Annotated in this window: 17 protein-coding genes; 9 read left to right on the top strand and 8 right to left on the bottom strand. The window is 68.1% G+C overall.

Features of this window, described 5'->3' with window-relative positions; all coding sequences use genetic code 11:
* Window positions 1-45: 45 nt before the first annotated feature.
* Together V5F84_RS19165 and V5F84_RS19160 are read left to right on the top strand one after the other, a co-directional pair.
* Entirely contained in the window at window positions 46-321 is a 276-nt protein-coding gene (locus V5F84_RS19165) for a type II toxin-antitoxin system RelB/DinJ family antitoxin (protein ID WP_394041723.1), read from the top strand.
* Window positions 296-616, top strand: a complete 321-nt coding sequence (locus V5F84_RS19160; protein ID WP_394041722.1) for a type II toxin-antitoxin system YafQ family toxin — start codon at window positions 296-298, stop codon at window positions 614-616. The genes V5F84_RS19165 and V5F84_RS19160 overlap by 26 nt, the downstream gene beginning before the upstream one ends.
* A 126-nt stretch (window positions 617-742) precedes the next feature.
* Here V5F84_RS19160 and kce read toward each other — a convergent pair whose 3' ends face one another.
* The 5 genes from kce to V5F84_RS19135 all read right to left on the bottom strand — a co-directional run bounded on the left by kce (window position 743) and on the right by V5F84_RS19135 (window position 9,364).
* Complete coding sequence (kce, locus tag V5F84_RS19155) at window positions 743-1,705, bottom strand: 3,5-dioxohexanoate:acetyl-CoA acetone transferase (RefSeq protein WP_394041720.1); 963 nt, start codon at window positions 1,703-1,705, stop codon at window positions 743-745.
* A gap of 40 nt (window positions 1,706-1,745) precedes the next feature.
* Window positions 1,746-2,693: a 3-hydroxyacyl-CoA dehydrogenase gene (locus tag V5F84_RS19150; protein WP_394041719.1), complete on the bottom strand. Its 948-nt coding sequence runs from the start codon at window positions 2,691-2,693 to the stop codon at window positions 1,746-1,748.
* 1,713 nt (window positions 2,694-4,406) lie between these two features.
* Window positions 4,407-6,932 (bottom strand): branched-chain amino acid ABC transporter ATP-binding protein/permease, encoded by a 2,526-nt coding sequence (locus tag V5F84_RS19145; protein WP_394041718.1) that lies wholly within the window; start codon window positions 6,930-6,932, stop codon window positions 4,407-4,409.
* A 79-nt stretch (window positions 6,933-7,011) separates the two neighbouring features.
* Window positions 7,012-7,893: a branched-chain amino acid ABC transporter permease gene (locus V5F84_RS19140; protein ID WP_394041717.1), complete on the bottom strand. Its 882-nt coding sequence runs from the start codon at window positions 7,891-7,893 to the stop codon at window positions 7,012-7,014.
* Between the two features lie 193 nt (window positions 7,894-8,086).
* Complete coding sequence (locus V5F84_RS19135; RefSeq protein WP_394041716.1) at window positions 8,087-9,364, bottom strand: ABC transporter substrate-binding protein; 1,278 nt, start codon at window positions 9,362-9,364, stop codon at window positions 8,087-8,089.
* Between the two features lie 146 nt (window positions 9,365-9,510).
* Here V5F84_RS19135 and V5F84_RS19130 point away from each other — a divergent pair, with 146 nt between their 5' ends.
* The 5 genes from V5F84_RS19130 to V5F84_RS19110 all read left to right on the top strand — a co-directional run bounded on the left by V5F84_RS19130 (window position 9,511) and on the right by V5F84_RS19110 (window position 14,136).
* On the top strand, window positions 9,511-10,248 hold the full coding sequence (locus V5F84_RS19130; protein ID WP_394041715.1) for a GntR family transcriptional regulator: 738 nt from the start codon (window positions 9,511-9,513) through the stop codon (window positions 10,246-10,248).
* A 54-nt stretch (window positions 10,249-10,302) separates the two neighbouring features.
* Window positions 10,303-11,079, top strand: a complete 777-nt coding sequence (locus V5F84_RS19125) for an SDR family oxidoreductase (protein WP_394041713.1) — start codon at window positions 10,303-10,305, stop codon at window positions 11,077-11,079.
* A 125-nt stretch (window positions 11,080-11,204) separates the two neighbouring features.
* Window positions 11,205-12,623 carry a 3-isopropylmalate dehydratase large subunit gene (gene leuC, locus V5F84_RS19120; RefSeq protein ID WP_394041712.1) on the top strand — a complete coding sequence of 473 codons (1,419 nt, stop codon included), beginning with the start codon at window positions 11,205-11,207 and terminating at the stop codon, window positions 12,621-12,623.
* A complete protein-coding gene (leuD, locus tag V5F84_RS19115; RefSeq protein WP_509277126.1) occupies window positions 12,620-13,228 on the top strand; it encodes a 3-isopropylmalate dehydratase small subunit in 609 nt (202 codons plus the stop codon). The genes leuC and leuD overlap by 4 nt, the downstream gene beginning before the upstream one ends.
* Window positions 13,216-14,136 carry an alpha/beta fold hydrolase gene (locus V5F84_RS19110; protein WP_394041710.1) on the top strand — a complete coding sequence of 307 codons (921 nt, stop codon included), beginning with the start codon at window positions 13,216-13,218 and terminating at the stop codon, window positions 14,134-14,136. Before leuD ends, V5F84_RS19110 begins: the two co-directional genes overlap by 13 nt.
* A gap of 110 nt (window positions 14,137-14,246) precedes the next feature.
* On the opposite strand, the gene V5F84_RS19105 is transcribed toward V5F84_RS19110, so the two are convergent.
* On the bottom strand, window positions 14,247-14,753 hold the full coding sequence (locus V5F84_RS19105; protein ID WP_394041709.1) for a YciE/YciF ferroxidase family protein: 507 nt from the start codon (window positions 14,751-14,753) through the stop codon (window positions 14,247-14,249).
* 250 nt (window positions 14,754-15,003) lie between these two features.
* Here V5F84_RS19105 and V5F84_RS19100 point away from each other — a divergent pair, with 250 nt between their 5' ends.
* Complete coding sequence (locus tag V5F84_RS19100; protein WP_394041707.1) at window positions 15,004-15,270, top strand: DUF2934 domain-containing protein; 267 nt, start codon at window positions 15,004-15,006, stop codon at window positions 15,268-15,270.
* 43 nt (window positions 15,271-15,313) lie between these two features.
* On the opposite strand, the gene V5F84_RS19095 is transcribed toward V5F84_RS19100, so the two are convergent.
* The gene (locus tag V5F84_RS19095) at window positions 15,314-15,514 is read right to left on the bottom strand and encodes a hypothetical protein (RefSeq protein WP_394041706.1); all 201 of its coding nucleotides are present in this window, start codon (window positions 15,512-15,514) and stop codon (window positions 15,314-15,316) included.
* Between the two features lie 211 nt (window positions 15,515-15,725).
* On the opposite strand from V5F84_RS19095, the gene V5F84_RS19090 reads away from it, so the two are divergent.
* Entirely contained in the window at window positions 15,726-16,622 is an 897-nt protein-coding gene (locus V5F84_RS19090) for a DUF2189 domain-containing protein (protein ID WP_394041705.1), read from the top strand.
* A 43-nt stretch (window positions 16,623-16,665) separates the two neighbouring features.
* Here V5F84_RS19090 and V5F84_RS19085 read toward each other — a convergent pair whose 3' ends face one another.
* Window positions 16,666-16,899 carry a hypothetical protein gene (locus tag V5F84_RS19085; RefSeq protein WP_394041703.1) on the bottom strand — a complete coding sequence of 78 codons (234 nt, stop codon included), beginning with the start codon at window positions 16,897-16,899 and terminating at the stop codon, window positions 16,666-16,668.
* Window positions 16,900-17,011 lie beyond the last annotated feature (112 nt).

Below are 17,011 nucleotides of genomic sequence, written 5' to 3'. Positions count from 1 at the left end.
TGTTGCTCAATTGAGCTACATAAGGGACCGGACTGGAGACATATCATGGCGACAACCGCGTTTGTCCGCGCCCGGATCGACGAGCAGGTGAAGGAGGAGGCCGAGGCCGTCCTCGGCTATTTCGGGCTCACCCTCTCGGATGCGATCCGGCTCACCTTGACGCGCGTCGCGCGCGACAAGGCATTGCCTCTGGAGTTGAAGATGCCGAACGCCGAAACCCAGGCCGCCATGGCCGAATCCCGCGCCATGATGGCGGCGCGGCAGGCGCGCTTTCGCAAGGGGCAGGATATGATCGATGCCCTCGACAAAAAAGCCCGCTGACAAGAAGAGGGCGAAGCGTCCGCGATCGTCGGATTACACCAAGCAATTTGAAAAGGACTGGGACCGCCTTTCTCGCTCCGGCCGCTATGACATGCCGCGCCTGAAAGAAGCCATGCTGCTGTTGATCGCGCACGAGGCGCCGTTAGGCCCGGAATGGTTCGATCATGCTTTGAAAGGCGAATGGTCCGATCACCGCGAATGCCATATCGGCGGCGATTTCCTTCTGATTTATCAGGCTGACGAAAATCAGATCAACTTCGTCCGCGCAGGGACGCACGCTGAACTCTTCGAATGACGTGACCCGTCGAATGACATGCGGCCCCGGGGGCCTCGGCGCCTCCGGCTTCCAGCGGCAGGAGACCTCAGGCGCCGTGCCGGCCAGGCAGGGGAACGGCGCGCGCCGCCGTTCCCCTGCCGCTCCTCAGATATTGGTCTTGTCGGCGCCCTTCAGTTGCAGGATCTGCCGCGCTTCGTCCGGGGTGGCGATCTCCAGGCCCAGGCCCTCGATGATCTTGCGCGCCAGCTTCACCTGGTCGGCATTGGAGGTGGCGAGCTTCCCGCGCCCGGCCCAGAGCGAATCCTCAAGCCCCACCCGCACGTTGCCGCCCATGGAGGCGGCCATGCCGGCGATCGGCAATTGGTGGCGCCCCGCGCCCAGCACCGACCAGCGATATTGATCGCCGAACAGCCGGTCGCAGGTGCGCTTCATGTGCATGACGTCTTCCGGGTGCGGGCCGATGCCGCCGAGAAGCCCGAACACGGACTGCACGAACAAAGGCGGCTTCACGAGACCCCGGTCGAGGAAATGGGCGAGATTGTAGAGATGCCCGATGTCGTAGCATTCGAACTCGAACCGGGTGCCGTTGTCGTAGCAGGTCTGGAGGATATATTCGATATCCTTGAAGGTATTGCGGAACACGAGGTCGCGCGTGTTTTCCAGATGCGTGCGCTCCCAGTCGAACTTGAATTCCTTATACTTGTCGAGCAAATGGAACAGGCCGAAGTTCATCGAGCCCATGTTCAGTGAGGCGACTTCCGGCTTGAAGGTGGCGGCGGGCAGAACCCGTTCCTCCACCTTCATATAGGGGCTGCCGCCGGAGGTGATGTTGATCACCGCATTGGTCGCCTGCTTGATGCGCGGCAGGAACCGGCCGAAGGCTTCCGGCGTCTGGTCCGGCTGGCCGGTCTCGGGATTGCGCGCATGCAGGTGCAGGATCGCGGCGCCCGCTTCCGCGGCGGCCAGCGCGTCGGCGACGATCTCGTCCGGCGTGATCGGCAGATGGGGCGACATGGTGGGCGTGTGGATCGCGCCGGTGACGGCGCAGGTGATCACCACCTTGCGCGGTCCGGAGCCTGCCTTCGCGGGGGTCTCGGTTTCAGCCATGGAATTCAGCCTTTCCTGAAAGAAATCTGGTCGCCGCGCGTCACGCGCCGATATCTGTGGCGGCCTTGCGCTTGTGGGCGGCGAGCGCCATCAACCGGCGGTCGCGCCACACCTGCCGCTCGGCGAGCTGGTCTTGCGGCAGGCGCGCGCGCCGCTCGGCAAGCACCTGTTCCATCACCGGCCCGTTCCAATCCACCCGGTGCCATTGGCTCGGCGAGATGCGCTCGTAGATCTGCTGGTAGCGCGCCGCGTAATCGGCGACGCCGCCCGGCGCGTTGAGGTCAATGGTCTCGAACGGCCCCATGAAGGACCAGCGCAGCGCCAGCCCCTCGCGGATGCCGACGTCGATGTCTTCCACGCTGGCATAGCCCTCGGCGACGAGGCGGAACGCCTCCTCCAGCAGGGCGCCCTGCATGCGGTTCATGACGAAGCCGTCCAGCTCGGTCTTCATGACGATGGGGGCTTGCCCGGCCGCGCGCATGAGATCGGCGGCGCGGGTCATGGTCTCCGCGCTGGTCCAGGGCGCGGGCACCACTTCCACCGCCGGGATCAGATAGGGCGGGTTGATGGGATGACACACGCACACCCGCGCGCGGCCCTTCAGGTCCTCAGAGAAGGCCGACGGGAGGAGCGCCGAGGTGGAGGAGGCGAGCACCGTGTCGGGCGCGGCAAGGCGGTCCAGTTCTGCGAACAGGGCGCGCTTCACCTCCAGCGCTTCGGGCGCGTTCTCCTGCACATGCACCGCCCCATCCAGCGCCGCCGCATAGGAGGGCGCGGCGGAGAGGCGCGCGCGCACGCCGGCGGGAGTCTCGCCGTTCAGCAGGCCGTTTTCGGCAAGCGACGGCAGCACGCCGTCAATATAGCCGAGCGCCGCCTCGGGGGCGCCCTGCGCCTGGTCGGCGAGCGCCACGTCGAACCCGGCGCGGGCGAAAGTGATGGCCCAGGCGCGGCCGATGAAGCCGGAGCCGATGATGGCGATCTTGGTCATGGATGGCCTTTCAGATCATGACGCTTGAAGAGGGGGAGCAGTCCGGTTTCCCTTGTCCCAGCCCAGCGACGGCGCGCCGGAGCGCCGAACCGGGACCCAGGAAAAAGACGGCGCAGCCGGCGCATGCCCTTGCGCGCTTGTGCGATTGAAGCGCCTGAGGCGGTTTTTTGCGCTGGGTCCCGGCTCGCGTTCCACGCCTGCGGCGCTCCACTTGGCTGGGACGCGGGTGGGGTCTCCTGCATGGGTGTTCGTGTCCCGGCCCAGCGACGGCCTTGCCGGAGCGCCGAGCCGGGACCCGGGGGAAAAGACGGCGCAGCCGGCGCACGCGCTGCGGGCTTTCGGGGTTGAAGCGCCTGCGGCGGATTTTTGCGCTGGGTCCCGGCTCTGCGTTCCACGCCTGCGGCGTTCCACTTGGCCGGGATGCGGGTGGGGTCTCCTGCATGGGTGTTCGTGTCCCGGCCCAGCGACGGCGCGCCGGAGCGCCGAGCCGGGACCCAGGGGAAAAGGCGGCGCAGCCGGCGCATGCGCTGCGCGCCTGAGATTGAAGCGCCTGCGGCGGTTTTTTGCGCTGGGTCCCGGCTCTGCGTTCCACGCCTGCGGCGTTCCACTTGGCTGGGATGCGGGTGGGCTCTCTCTGGCATGCATATTCGTGTCCCGGCCCAGCGACGGCTTTGCCGGAGCGCCGAGCCGGGACCCAGGGAAAAGACGGCGCAGCCGGCGCATGCCCTTGTGCGCTTTCGGGGGTTGAAGCGCCTGCGGCGGGTTTTTGCGCTGGGTCCCGGCTCTGCGTTCCACGCCTGCGGCGTTCCACTTGGCGGGGATGCGGGTGGGGTCTCTCCCGCATGCGTGTTCGTGTCCCGGCCCAGCGACGGCCTTGCCGGAGCGCCGAGCCGGGACCCAGGGGAAAAGACGGCGCAGCCGGCGCATGCCCTTGCGCGCCTGCGATTGAAGCGCCTGCGGCGGGTTTTTGCGCTGGGTTCCGGCTCTGCGTTCCACGCCTGGGGCGTTCCACTTGGCCGGGATGCGGGTGGGGTCTCTCCGGCATGCGTGTTCGTGTCCCGGCCCAGCGACGGCCTTGCCGGAGCGCCGAGCCGGGACCCAGGGGAAAAGACGGCGCAGCCGGCGCACGCGCTGCGCGCCTGTGCGATTGAAGCGCCTGCGGCGGGTTTTTGCGCTGGATCCCGGCTCGTGTTCCACGCCTGCGGCGTTCCACTTGGCCGGGATGCGGGTGGGGTCTCTCCCGCATGTGTGCTCGTGTCCCGGCCCAGCGACGGCGCGCCGGAGCGCCGAGCCGGGACCCAGGGGAAAGACGGCGTAGCCGGCGCACGCGCTTCGCGCTTGTGCGATGGAAGCGCCTGCGGCGGTTTTTTGCACTGGGTCCCGGCTCTGCGTTCCACGCCTGCGGCGTTCCGCTTGGCCGGGACGCGGGTGGGGTCTCCTGCATGGGTGTTCGTGTCCCGGCCCAGCGACGGCCTTGCCGGAGCGCCGAGCCGGGACCCAGGGGAAAAGACGGCGCAGCCGGCCCACGCCCTTGCGCGCCTGAGATTGAAGCGCCTGCGGCGGATTTTTGCGCTGGGTCCCGGCTCGCGTTCCACGCCTGCGGCGTTCCACTTGGCCGGGACGCGGGTGGGGTCTCCTGCATGGGTGTTCGTGTCCCGGCGCGCGTTCCGCGCCTGCGGCGTTCCACTTGGCGGGGACATGCGCCGACATCCCTCACAGCCACAGCACCTTGCGCCGCAGGTCGAGGTCGCGCGCCAGCGGACGGGCGGGGCCCTCGTGCATCACCTGCCCGCGTTCCAGCACCACCGCGCGGTCGGCGAGATTCAGCACCACGTCGAGATGGTGGTCCACGATGACCAAGGTGAGCTGGTGGCGCAGCCGGTCGAAGGCGTCGAACAATTCCTCCGTCACCGCCGGAGAGAGCCCCTCGAACGGCTCGTCCAGCAGCAGCACGCGGGTATCGCCCATGAGCGCGCGGGCGACCGCCACCATCTGCTGCTCGCCGCCGGAGAGCAGGTCGGCGGCCGTATCCAGGCGCACCTTCAGGCGCGGGAACAGGTCGAGCACCTCGTCTTCCGAGAAGTGGCGCCCCGCGCCAGTGATGCGCTTCAGCCGGCCCAGCTCCAGATTGTGGCGCACGCTCATGCCGTGGAACAGCGCCCGGCCCTGGGGCACATAGCCGACCCCGTGTCGCGCGATGGCGGCGGACGAGAGGCCGGCGAGCTCCTCGCCCGCGAGTCGGACCGAGCCGGAGGCGGGCTTCACGATGCCGACGATGGTCTTGAGCAAGGTGGACTTGCCGGCGCCGTTGCGGCCCAGCAAGGCGACGATCTCGCCCTCGCGCGCCGCCAGGGTCACGTCGGTGAGGATGCGGCTTTTGCCGTAGAAGGCATCCACCTTCGACAGCGCCAGCATGACGGTGTCGGTTGCCGCCGAGGCGAGGTCCCGGGCCGCGAGCGCCGCCGCGCCGGAGCCGATATAGACGTCCTGCACGCGCTTGTCGGAGCGCGCATCCTCCACCGTGCCGTCCACCAGCACCGCGCCGTCGGCCATGACGGTCACCGCGTCGGCGAGCTCGAACACCCGGTCGATGTCGTGTTCCACCAGCAGCACCGGCACCTCGCCGGAAATCTGCTTGATGAGGTTGGAAACCCGCGTGCGCTCGGCGGCGGCAAGGCCGGCCAGAGGCTCGTCCAGCAGCAGCACGCGCGGCCGCGAGGTGAGCGCCAGCCCCATGTCCAGCAGCCGCTGCCCGCCATAGGAGAGGGCGCCCGCCTCCGCGGTCTCCATGCCGGCGACGCCGAGGAAGGCCACCATCTCGCCGGTCTCGTGATGGATGTCGTCGATGTCGGCGATATCGGTCCAGGGATCGAACCGGCGCTTGTGGGTCGCCTGCACGCCGAGGCGCAAATTCTCATGCACCGAGAGGGTGGGAAACAGATTGGTGATCTGGAACGAGCGCGCCAGCCCCTTGCCGCACACCTTGTGGGGCGGCAGCCCGTCGATGCGCTCGCCGGCGAGGCGGATTTCGCCGGAATCCGGGCGGAACATGCCGGAGATCAGGTTGAAGGCGGTGGTCTTGCCGGCGCCGTTGGGGCCGATCAGGGCATGCAGCGTGCGGTCCTTCACCGCCACCGCGCCGGAGCGCACCGCCTTGATGCCGCCGAAGGCGCGGGCGAGGTCCTTCGCCTCCAGCAGCGCCCCGGCGCCGCTCCAGCGCGGCTGGCTGCGCAGGGATGCGGGCAAAGGGCGCAGCTCGGCGCCGGCGCGCGCGCCCATGGCCGAGCCCTGCTCGCGCTTCTTCAGCACCGGCGCCAGCAGGCGGCCGGCGACCCCGACGAGCCCGGTGGGCGAGAACACGATGAAGGCGACGAACAGCAGTCCGAAATAGAACAGCCAGTTGGGCGTCCACATGGACAGAAATTCGCGGAAGAGAACGAAGAACAGCGCGCCCAGCGCCGGCCCGAGGAACGAGCGCATGCCGCCGATCACCACCATGGCCAGCAATTCGCCGGAAAAGGCGATGCTCACCGGGTCGGCGGAGGCGAAGCGATGGTGGAACACCATCAGCGCGCCGGCGAGCGCTGTGAGCCCGGCCGAGAGCACGAAGCAGGCGACCTTGTAGAGCGTCGTGTCATAGCCGATGAAGCGCGCCCGCTGCTCGTTCTCGCGGATCGCCACCAGCACCGCGCCCATGGGCGAGCGCACGAACCGCTGGAGGCCGTAGACGGCGACCAGCGTGACCACCGCCACCACCGTGTAGAACACCCACGCCCGTTCCAGATCGAGCCCGAAGGCGGTGCCGCGCTTCACGCCGCCGAGCCCGTTCTCGCCGCCGGTCAGGTCGGTCCAGCGGAAGGCGACCGTGTAGAGCAGAGCGGTGAAGGCGAGGGTGAGCAGCGAGAAATAGACGCCCCGCCGGCGCAGCACCACGAAGCCGATGGGGATGGCGGCGAGCGTCACCAGAAGCGCCGCCGGCACCACCAGGATCATGCCCCAGTCGGGAAGCAGATGGCGCTGGAGCAGCGCCGCGGCATAGGCGCCGAGGCCGAACCATGCGCCGTGGCCGAACGAGACGAGCCCAGTGTAGCCCACCAGCAGGTTCAACGCCATGCAGGCGAGCGCCAGCACCGCGATGTCGGTGGCGGAGGTGAGCGTCAGGCCGAGCGCCGTGACGAGCGAGGGCAGGAGGAGCAGGCCCGCCGCGGCGATCAGGATATTGGCGTTCCGGGCGAGCATCGCGCTCCCTTTCGCAGGTCCGGCGGTGGCCGGGATGAGGGTTTCGCGGCGGCTGACGGGCGGGTGCATCGGCGGCGCCTCACTCGAAGCGCAGGATGCGTTCGCCGAACAATCCGCGCGGGCGGACCAGCAGCACGAACAGCATCAGCATGTACATGGAGGCCTCGGCGGCCGGCGGCAGGAAATAGACGGTCAGTCCCCGCACCACGCCCACCAGCAATCCCGCCGCCACCACGCCCCAGAACGAGCCGAGGCCGCCGATGACCACCACCACGAACGCGGCGGTGAGGATTTCCGCCCCCATGGCCGGATGCACGCCGGAGATCGGCGCCAGCATCACGCCCGCGAGCCCGGCAAGGCCGATGCCGATGGCGGCGACGGCGGTCAGATAGGGTTTGAGCGAGATGCCGAGCGCGCCCACCATGTCCGGGTTCTGCACCCCGGCCCGCACCACCCGGCCGAAGGCGGTGCGCTGGAGCAGCAGCCACAGGCCGAGCACCGCGGCCATGGCCACCAGCAGGATGGCGAGGCGATAGCGCGAATAGATGAAATCGCCGATGAACACCTGCCCGCGCAGGAATTGCGGGATGGCGAAGGGGATCGGCGTCGCGCCGAAGATCATCCGCAGCGCCTGCTCGATCACCATGGCGAGGCCGAAGGTGAGCAGCAGGGAGAGGATGGGATCGGCCCGGTAGAAGCGCGAGAACAGCACCCGCTCGATCACCACGCCGATCAGCGCCACCGAGAGCGGCGCGGCCACGAAGGCGGCGGGAAAGCCGAAGCGATTGCCCACCTCCACCGCGATATAGGCGCCGATGGCATAGAAGCCGCCATGGGCGAGGTTCACGATGCCGCCGAGCGAGAAGATCAGCGACAGGCCGAGCGCGATCAGCAGATAGGCGACGCCCACCAGAAGGCCGTTGAGCAATTGCTCGATGAGGAAGACGAGTTCGAGGGGCATGGCGATCTTCGTCCTGAGGGCGATGTATTCGGCCGAAGCGAGAAGCTCCCTCCCCCGCCTTCCCCCTCCCTAACCCTCCCCCGCAAGCGGGAGAGGGGATTGGTGGGCTCGGGACGGAGCTTTTCTCCGGTCTCCCGAAAGGGGCTCCCTCTCCCGCTTGCGGGGGAGGGCTGGGGAGGGGGCAGGGCCCGCCTCAGACCGGGAACGAGCAGGCATTCTCCGCCGGCGTCGGCGCGATCACGTCGAGCGCGTCGTTTGCCGCCGGCACCGCCTTGCCGAGCACCATCAGGTCCCACTGGTCCTTCACCTGGGCCACCGGCTTGGCGGTGATGGTGTACATCTCCTGGATCAGCTGATGATCCCACGCCCGGTAATAGCCCTCGCGGCCCTTCAGGATGTCGAGCTTGGGCTCCTTCTCGAAGAAGGAGATGATCTGCGCGCTGTCGGTGCTCTTGGTCTCGTTCATGGCGCGGGCGACCGTCTTGGTGGCGACGTAATCGCCCCAGGCCTGGTTTTCCGGCGGCTTGCCGAACTTCTTCACGAACGCCGCGACGAACGCCTTGGAGGAAGCCGCATCCACGTCATGGTGCCAGATGCAGGGCCAGACGCCGCCGAAATTGCCCTTGCCGGCGCCCCAGGCCACGGCGGTGTCGAAGCCGAAGCCGCCGAACGGGAAGGGCAGGCCGAACTCGGCATATTGCTTGATGAAATTGGTGATCTGGTTGCCCGCGAGATTGGAGATGACCACGTCCGGCTTCATCTGGCGGATCTTCAGCATATAGGCCGAGAAATCCGAGGCGTCGGTGGGCACCAGCTCGTCGGCGATCACCTCGCCGCCATTGGCCGCGATATAGATCTTGGCGACGCGCGACAGGTCGTGGCCGAAGGCATAGTCGGCGGTGAGGAAGAACAGCTTTTTGCCCTTGATCAGGCCGTCGCGGAGCATGGCCGCGCCCACCGCCTTCACATATTGGGTGTTGGCGCCTTCCACATGGAACATGTAGCGATTGCAGTCCTTGCCGCGCAGGGCGTCCGAATTGCCGCCGGTGTTGACGAACACGATCTTGTTGCGCGCGGCCACCTGGGCGATGGCGAGGCAGGAGGCGGAGGAAATCTCGCCGATGATCACCGCCGCCTTGTCGCGCTCGATATAGCGCTCGGCCTTGGAGGAGGCGGTGGCGGGATTGACGCTGTCTTCCATGATCAGATTGATCTTGCGGCCGTTCACGCCGCCGGCGCCGTTGATCTCTTCGACCGCAAGCTGCACGCCCATCTGCCCATAGGCGCCGAGCGGGCCGAGAAAGCCGGTGAGGGGGGTGAGATGGCCGAAGGTGATGGTGTCGGCCTGCGCCTTGACGATGGCGGGCATGCCGACGCCGCCCACGAGGGCGGCGGCCCCGAGGCCCTGGAGGACCCGGCGGCGGGGGAGAGGCGCAGACAGAATCGTGGCGGGATGGGGCTTTTCGGTCATGGCGTTGTTTCTTCCCTGTGGCTCCGCGCCGGGAACCGCAGGAGGTTGACGCCGGGCGGGCGGGTCCTCCTTGCATCCGACGACGGAAGTGTTGCCGATTGGCGCGGCAATCTGTTATCTGTGATCACACTTAGCAGACGATGGTGATGGAACACAAGCCTCTCCCCGCCGATCCTACCGCTCCGGCACCAGACGAGACGCTCGGCACCCGCATGGGTCGCATCGTGCGCGTCACGCTGGCCGACACGGTCTATCGCGACCTCAAGGAATTGCTGCTGGCGGGGCGCGCCGCGCCGGGCGAGCGCTTCACGCTGCGCGGGCTCGCGGGCGCCATCGGCACCAGCGCCATGCCGGTGCGCGAGGCGGTCTCGCGCCTCGCCGCCGAGAATGCGCTGGAGGTGCTGCCCAACCGGGCCGTGCGCGTGCCGCTCATGTCGCGGGCGCGGTTCGAGGAATTGCGCCTCATCCGTTCCAGCCTGGAGGGGCTCGCGGCCGAGACTGCGGCGGCGAATGCGGACGATGCGGACCTGGACGAGATCTTCCGCTGTGAGCGCGCGTTCGCCGCCGAACGCGACAAGCCCCGACCCGACGGCGCCGCCGCCATGCATTTCAACAAGGATCTGCATTTCGCGCTCTATCGCGCCGCCCGCCTGCCCACCTTGTTCACCATGATCGAGAGCCTGTGGCTGCAGATCGGCCCGGTGCTAAACCTCGATTTCCAGGCCGGGCCGGAGCGCGTGCGCGAGGGCGAGGCGCATATCCACCACGCCGCCCTGGTCGAGGCCATGCGCCGGCGCGACGGCACGGCGGCGCGCGAGGCGCTGCTGGCCGACATCTGGAGCGCCGGAGACTTCATCCTCTCGCGCGGCATCCTGCCGGACTGAACCGGCGGCGCGCGGGCCCAATCAAGAACGGCGAAACGCCGAGGGAGAGACGCCATGGACATGGGAATTGCCGGCCTGCGCACCATTGTGACGGCCGGGGCCGGAGGCATCGGCCTGGAGATCGCCCGCGCCTTCGCCCGCGAGGGCGCGCGGGTGGAAGTGTGCGACGTGGACGCGGCCGCGCTCGCCGCTCTTCCGCAGAGCGATCCCGACCTCGCCGGCAGCTTCTGCGACGTCTCCGACCGCGCCGGCGTGCAGGTGTTCATGGATGCCGCCCTGGCGCGCCTCGGCGGGCTCGACGTGCTGGTGAACAATGCCGGCATCGCCGGCCCCACGGGCCGGGTGGACCAGATCGACCCCGCCGACTGGGATCGCACGCTGGCCGTCGACATCACCGGCCATTTCAACGTGACCCGCCTCGCCGTGCCGGCGCTGAAGGCGAGCAAGAACGCCTCCATCATCGGCCTGTCCTCGGCCGCCGGGCGGTTCGGCTTTCCCCTGCGCTCGCCCTATGCGGCGGCGAAATGGGGGGTGATCGGCTTCATCAAGTCGCTCGCCATGGAGCTGGGCGAATTCGGCATTCGCGCCAATGCGATACTGCCCGGCTCGGTGGATGGCCCGCGCATCCGCTCGGTGTTCGAGAACAAGGCGCGCGAGCGCAATCTCTCCATGGCCGAGGTGCAGGCCATGGCGCTGTCCGCCACCTCGCTGAAATGCCTGATCCCGCCGCAGCATCTCGCGAACATGGCGGTGTTCCTCGCCTCTCCGCTCGGCGCGACCATCTCCGGCCAGGCGATCGCCATCGACGGCGACATGCAGATGCTGGTGTAGCGCGGGCCACCCACGCAGGGCCTTGCATGCCGGTTTGCGCACGCATTCATGCGCAGCTTGCATCACCCCTTGGCGGCGATCCGGTGCAGGATCGCCGCCGAAGCCGGACGAGCAGAGAGCGCACCTTGGCCAGAACCCTCTATGACAAGCTGGTGGATTCCCACACCGTGCGCCGCCTCGATGCCGACGGGCGGCAAGTGCTGCTCTATATCGACCGCACGGTGCTCAACGAATACACCAGCCCCCAGGCCTTCACCGGCCTGCGCGAGGCGAACCGCCCGCTGTGGCGCCCCAAGGCGGCGCTCGGCACGGTGGACCATGTGAATTCCACCGCCAGCGCCCGCACCGCGCGGATGCCGGACGCGGATGCGCAGCGCCAGGCGGTCTATTTCGCCGAGAATTGCCGGGACTTCGGCATCGAATTGTTCGACGTGCTGCACCCCCAGCAGGGGATCGAGCATGTGGTGATGCCCGAGATCGGCCTCGTTCTGCCGGGCCTGGTGATCGCCGCCGGCGACAGCCACACCACCACTTATGGCGCGTTCGGCACGCTCGGCTTCGGCATCGGCACCTCCGACATCGAGCATTATCTCGCCACCCAGACCCTGGTGTACCAGCGCCTGAAATCCCTGCGCGTGACGGTGTCCGGCCGCCTCGGGCCGGGCGTGCGGGCAAAAGACATCGTGATGGCGCTGATCCGCGACATCGGCGCCTCGGGCGCCACGGGGTCCGCGGTGGAATTTGCCGGCGATGCCATTGCCGCGCTCAGCATGGAAGGCCGCATGACCCTCTGCAACATGGCGGTGGAATGCGGCGCGCGCGGCGCCCTAATCGCGCCCGACGAGACCGTCTTCGCCTATTTGAAGGATCGTCCGCGCGCGCCGAAGGGCGAGCTGTGGGACATGGCGGTTTCCCGCTGGCGGGAACTTTCGAGCGATGCCGATGCGGTGTTCGACCGCGAGGTGCGCATAGATGCCGCCGCCATCGCCCCCATGGTGACCTGGGGCACCAGCCCGGACCAGGCCGCGCCCATCGGCGGGCAGGTGCCCGACCCGGCGGGCGAGGCCGATCCCGACCGGCGGCGCGACATGGAGCGGGCGCTCGCTTATATGGGCCTTTCCCCCGGCACGGCGCTGGAGGAGATCGCCATCCAGCGCGCCTTCATCGGCTCGTGCACCAATGCCCGCATCGAGGATCTGCGCGACGCGGCGTCCGTGGTGCGCGGCCGCACGGTCGCGCCCGGCGTACGGGCCATGGTGGTGCCGGGATCGAGCGCGGTGAAGCGGCAGGCGGAGGACGAGGGGCTCGACCGCATCTTCGCCGATGCCGGCTTCGAATGGCGCCAGTCCGGCTGCTCCATGTGCCTCGCCATGAACGACGACGTGCTGGGCGCGGGGGAACGCTGCGCCTCCAGCACCAACCGCAATTTCGAGGGGCGCCAGGGCGCGGGTGGGCGCACCCATCTCATGAGCCCGGCCATGGTGGCGGCCGCCGCGCTCGCGGGCCGCATCTGCGATCCGCGTCCCTATCTCGGAGCCGAATGATGCAGCCTTTCACGACGCTCGAAGGCATCGCCGCGCCGCTGCCGGCGGCCAATGTCGATACCGACGTGATCATGCCCAAGCAATATCTGAAGGGTGTCGACCGCTCCGGTCTGAGGGAAGGCACCTTCGCCGCGCTGCGCCATGGGCCCGACGGCGCCCCGCGCCCGGATTTCGTGCTCAATCGCGATCCCTGGCGGGCGGCGGCGTTTCTGGTGGTGGGCGAGAATTTCGGCTGCGGGTCGAGCCGCGAGCATGCGGTGTGGGGCCTCTCGCAGAACGGCATCCGGGCGCTGATCGGCACCTCGTTCGCGGGCATCTTCTTCGACAATTGCGCCCGCAACGGCCTGCTGGCGATCACCCTGCCACCGGCGGAGGTGGCCGCGCTCTCGGCGCGCGCGAGCGACCCGGAAACTTGCCGCATTGTCATCGACCTGCCGAACCAGACCATCTCCGCCAGCGGGCTTTCGCTGCGCTTCGAGATCGAGCCGACGCGCAAGGACGCGCTGGTGCGCGGGCTCGATGCCATCGGCACCACCTTGCAGGCGCGCGACGACATCGCCGCGTTCGAAACCGCCTATCTCAAGGGGAATCCATGGCTGGCCTGATCGAGACCGCCGACATCGTTGCCCGCGGCCCCGCGCCCCTCATGGCGGGGTTCGAGTTGCTGGACGTGGATGTGGGCGGCGGCATCACGCTGCGCATCGCCAAGGCGGGGAACGGCCCGCCGCTGCTGCTGCTGCACGGCCATCCCCAGACCCATGTCACCTGGCGCAAGATCGCCCCGGATCTGGCGCGCACCCATACCGTCATCGCCGCCGATTTGCGCGGCTATGGCGACAGTTCCAAGCCGGATGGTGGGGAAAAGCACATCGCCTATTCCAAGCGCGAGATGGCGAAGGACCAGGTCGCGCTCATGCGCCGCCTCGGCTTTGATCGCTTCGCCCTGGTGGCGCATGATCGCGGCGCGCGGGTGGCGCACCGCATGGCGCTGGATTTCCCGCAGGCCGTCGCGCGCCTCGCCCTGTTCGACATCGCCCCCACCGCCACCATGTATGCGCGCACCGACAAGGCCTTTGCCACGCGCTATTTCTGGTGGTTCTTCCTGATCCAGCGCTTTCCCCTGCCGGAGCGCATGATCGGCAACGATCCCGAATTCTTCCTGAACGAGCATATCTTCGGGCAGATCAAGATTTCCGGCTCCACGGAGCCGGCGGCTTTCGCCGAATACCTGCGCTGCTACACGCCGGCGACCATCCACGCCATCTGCGAGGATTATCGCGCCGCCGCCACCATCGACCTCGACCACGACGCCGCGGACGCGGAGAAGCGGGTCGCCGCGCCGCTGCTCGCTTTGTGGGGCGGCCTCGGCACGGTGGGCGCGCTCTATGACGTGCTGGAGACCTGGCGCGAGAAGGCGGACGACGTGCGCGGCCGCGCGCTGCCCTGCGGGCACACGCCCCAGGAGGAATGCCCGCACGAGACCCTCGACGAGCTGCGCGCCTTTCTGGCCTGAACGCGGCCGTGCCGCCCGGGTCGGGCGAAACTGTCGCCGAATACGCGGATCGGCACGGCGCTAGTGATTGCCGGTGCCGGCGGGAGAGCCGCCGGCACCGGATCGCGATGCTATTCCGCGGCGCGGATGTTGAGCTTGGTCTCGGCGATGGAAGTCAGCTTCTTGTCGGCCGCCTTCTCCTCGTCGAGATTGCGCTGGAGCACGGCGGCGCAATCGGCGCGGCCGAGGCGCTTCGCCCAGGCGATGAGCGTGCCGTAGCGGGTGATTTCGTAATGCTCCACCGCCTGCGCGGCGGCGGCGAGCGCGGCATCGAGCACTTCCTCGTCCGCCACTTCGCCGGCGATCTCGTCGGCTTCCTTGATGATGCCGTCGATCGCCGGGCAGGTGACGGTCTTGGCCGTCGCGCCATGCATGGAGAACACTTCCTCCACGCGCTTCACATGGCCCTCGGTCTCCGTCAGATGCGCCTGGAAGGCGGCCTTGAGCTGGGGATCGCGGGCCTTGTCGATCATCTCGGGCAGCGCCTTGAGGATGCGCTTCTCAGCATAATAGATGTCGCGCAGGGTGTGGACGAACAGGTCATCCATGGTCTGAATGTCTTTGGAGAAGAAGCCCATGGTGCGGTCCTCGCTGGTGGGATTTGTGGCTGGGCGCCCCTGCGCCCGCTGACCCCATAAACCCCGCGACGCGCGAGTTGTTCCAAAATCGCGAGAATTCATAAGCTTTAACCAAGCAATTTGAACGATATAAAGACAAGCGTTGCAGTAGATATGGCGATTATCAACGTTTTGTTCCGTCGCGCTGATGTCGGGAACACGGAGGAGCGCCCGCAAGTTCTGATGCCGAGCCCCCAAGGAGGTCGCGCGCATGGACAAAGAGCAGGAAAAGATTCGCCAGAAAGCCTATCAGATCTGGCTTGACGAGGGGCGTCCGGAAGGTCGCGAGGCCGTTCATTGGGACATGGCCAGCGAACTGGTGGCGCAGGAGGAGAATTATCTCGCCACGACGAGGCCGGTGCGGGAGGCTGAAGCGCAGGCGGAGGACGCCACCATCGCCCTGGAGAACCAGGGCGAATTTCCGACCTTGACGGACCAGGGCGAGATGGAAACGCCGAGCAAGGCGCCGCGCCGATAGCGCGGTCGCCCCCCGCAAGCCTCTGTGCGCGGATGGGCGCGCTTCATTCCGGCCGGGGAACGGGATCTTCTCCCGGCCGGCCGGTGGGCTGGTTTTCCCCGCGCTTGGCGATGCCCGCCAGGGCCGTCTCGCGGCTGGCATAGGGGCCGAAAATGGGCGCGCCGTCCTGTGTCGCCGCCCACCACCCCGGGGGAATACCTCGGCTACGTGCGTGACGACCGGCGATTTCGTGGGGGACAAGCATGAACGCTCCTTTTTCCTCGATATTGCAACGCACACAAAAAAGGATCGTTCCAAACATTGGCGCATTCCGCAAAGAAGTTCGGCTGACAAGCCTTGCCGCGAAGCGTACACTTCTGGTCAAATGGGTGTCGCGGCGTGGTTCGTGGCCTGGCGCAGCTTGCGCTTTACCCCGGCTCTGCGACGTCCCGATAAAACCATCGGGAGGACGCACCATGACCATTCGCAATCCAGCGACCATTCGCAATCCAGCGACGATCCGCAATCCGGTAGAGTGGAGTGCCGAGCAGGTTCGCCTGACGTTCAACGCTGCGCGGGCGGCGGGTGCCGCCTTCGTGCCGGCGCGCGAGGCGATCGCTTCGCCCTTGCCGCGTGCGCGGCATGTCAGCTTCGGCGATCTGGGCGAGGCCCTGCGGCGCGGCGTCAGCGATTTCGGCGCCTGCCGCACCGATATCGTCTTCATCTGCCTCATCTATCCGCTGGCGGGGCTGGTGCTGGCGCGGATCGCGCTCGGCTACGGCATGTGGCCCCTGCTGTTCCCGCTGGTGTCGGGCTTCGCCCTCGTGGGCCCGTTCGCCGCGGCCGGGCTCTATGAGATGAGCCGGAGGCGCGAACAGGGCCTTCCGCTGTCCTGGCGCGACGGCTTCAAGGTGTTCGCCTCGCCCGCGCTCGCCCCGATGCTGGAACTCGGCCTGCTGCTCACGCTGATCTTCGGCCTCTGGCTGGTGGCCGCCATGGCCATCTATTACGCCACGCTCGGGCCGCAGATGCCGGTCTCCCTCGCGACGTTCGCCAGCGCCGTCTTCACCACCCCGGCCGGCTGGGCGCTGATCATCTTCGGCGTCTCGGTGGGCGCGGTGTTCGCGGTGGTGGTGCTCACCATCTCCGTGGTGTCGTTTCCGCTGCTGATCGACCGGCCGGTGTCGGTGGGCACGGCGATCCGCGCCTCGGTGGACACGGTGCTGCTCAATCCCTTGCCGATGCTCGCCTGGGGGCTGATCGTCGCCGGCGCGCTGCTGCTCGGCGCGCTGCCGGGGCTGATCGGCCTCATCGTGGTGGTGCCGGTGCTCGGCCACGCCACGTGGCATCTCTATCGCAAGGCGATCCGCTGACCGGCGCGGCGATCCCCCGCCGCGCGGGGGCATCGCGGGGGGATCAATACGGCGCGACGGCCTCGGCCTGGGCGGCCTTGCGGGCGTAGACCAGCGTGAGATACAGCGCCGGGATCGTGAACAGGGCCATCAGCACATATTCGCCGATGTTGCCGAGATTGAAGAGGCCGCCGAGCGCCCAGCCGGCGGCGATCGCCGACGCGATGGTCTGGCACGCCACGAACAGGGTCGCGCTCACCACGGTCAGCATGTGCCGGCCCTTTACCTGCTCCTGCATCCTCATCTCCTGCCATCCGCGCCGGGGCGCGGGCCTCATTCGCTGCGGCTTCCCCCGCGCGCTGTCCGGTCGCTTCTGAGCAAGCGCCGGCGGCGCGCGAAAATGTCGGTTG

Source organism: Roseixanthobacter liquoris (genome assembly GCF_043195135.2).
Lineage (GTDB): Bacteria > Pseudomonadota > Alphaproteobacteria > Rhizobiales > Xanthobacteraceae > NCEH01.
Note: the sequence above shows the minus strand (reverse complement) of the source record. Positions and strands in the feature narration are given on the sequence as shown.

Coding starts and splice junctions, on each gene's coding strand:
- V5F84_RS19090 (WP_394041705.1), top strand. CDS start 15,726: ATGACCATTCGCAATCCAGCGACCATTCGCAATCCAGCGACGATCCGC.
- V5F84_RS19110 (WP_394041710.1), top strand. CDS start 13,216: ATGGCTGGCCTGATCGAGACCGCCGACATCGTTGCCCGCGGCCCCGCG.
- V5F84_RS19130 (WP_394041715.1), top strand. CDS start 9,511: ATGGAACACAAGCCTCTCCCCGCCGATCCTACCGCTCCGGCACCAGAC.
- V5F84_RS19165 (WP_394041723.1), top strand. CDS start 46: ATGGCGACAACCGCGTTTGTCCGCGCCCGGATCGACGAGCAGGTGAAG.
- V5F84_RS19085 (WP_394041703.1), bottom strand. CDS start 16,899: ATGCAGGAGCAGGTAAAGGGCCGGCACATGCTGACCGTGGTGAGCGCG.
- V5F84_RS19160 (WP_394041722.1), top strand. CDS start 296: ATGCCCTCGACAAAAAAGCCCGCTGACAAGAAGAGGGCGAAGCGTCCG.
- V5F84_RS19150 (WP_394041719.1), bottom strand. CDS start 2,693: ATGACCAAGATCGCCATCATCGGCTCCGGCTTCATCGGCCGCGCCTGG.
- V5F84_RS19145 (WP_394041718.1), bottom strand. CDS start 6,932: ATGCTCGCCCGGAACGCCAATATCCTGATCGCCGCGGCGGGCCTGCTC.
- V5F84_RS19105 (WP_394041709.1), bottom strand. CDS start 14,753: ATGGGCTTCTTCTCCAAAGACATTCAGACCATGGATGACCTGTTCGTC.
- V5F84_RS19100 (WP_394041707.1), top strand. CDS start 15,004: ATGGACAAAGAGCAGGAAAAGATTCGCCAGAAAGCCTATCAGATCTGG.
- kce (WP_394041720.1), bottom strand. CDS start 1,705: ATGGCTGAAACCGAGACCCCCGCGAAGGCAGGCTCCGGACCGCGCAAG.
- V5F84_RS19135 (WP_394041716.1), bottom strand. CDS start 9,364: ATGACCGAAAAGCCCCATCCCGCCACGATTCTGTCTGCGCCTCTCCCC.
- V5F84_RS19095 (WP_394041706.1), bottom strand. CDS start 15,514: ATGCTTGTCCCCCACGAAATCGCCGGTCGTCACGCACGTAGCCGAGGT.
- V5F84_RS19125 (WP_394041713.1), top strand. CDS start 10,303: ATGGACATGGGAATTGCCGGCCTGCGCACCATTGTGACGGCCGGGGCC.
- leuD (WP_509277126.1), top strand. CDS start 12,620: ATGATGCAGCCTTTCACGACGCTCGAAGGCATCGCCGCGCCGCTGCCG.
- V5F84_RS19140 (WP_394041717.1), bottom strand. CDS start 7,893: ATGCCCCTCGAACTCGTCTTCCTCATCGAGCAATTGCTCAACGGCCTT.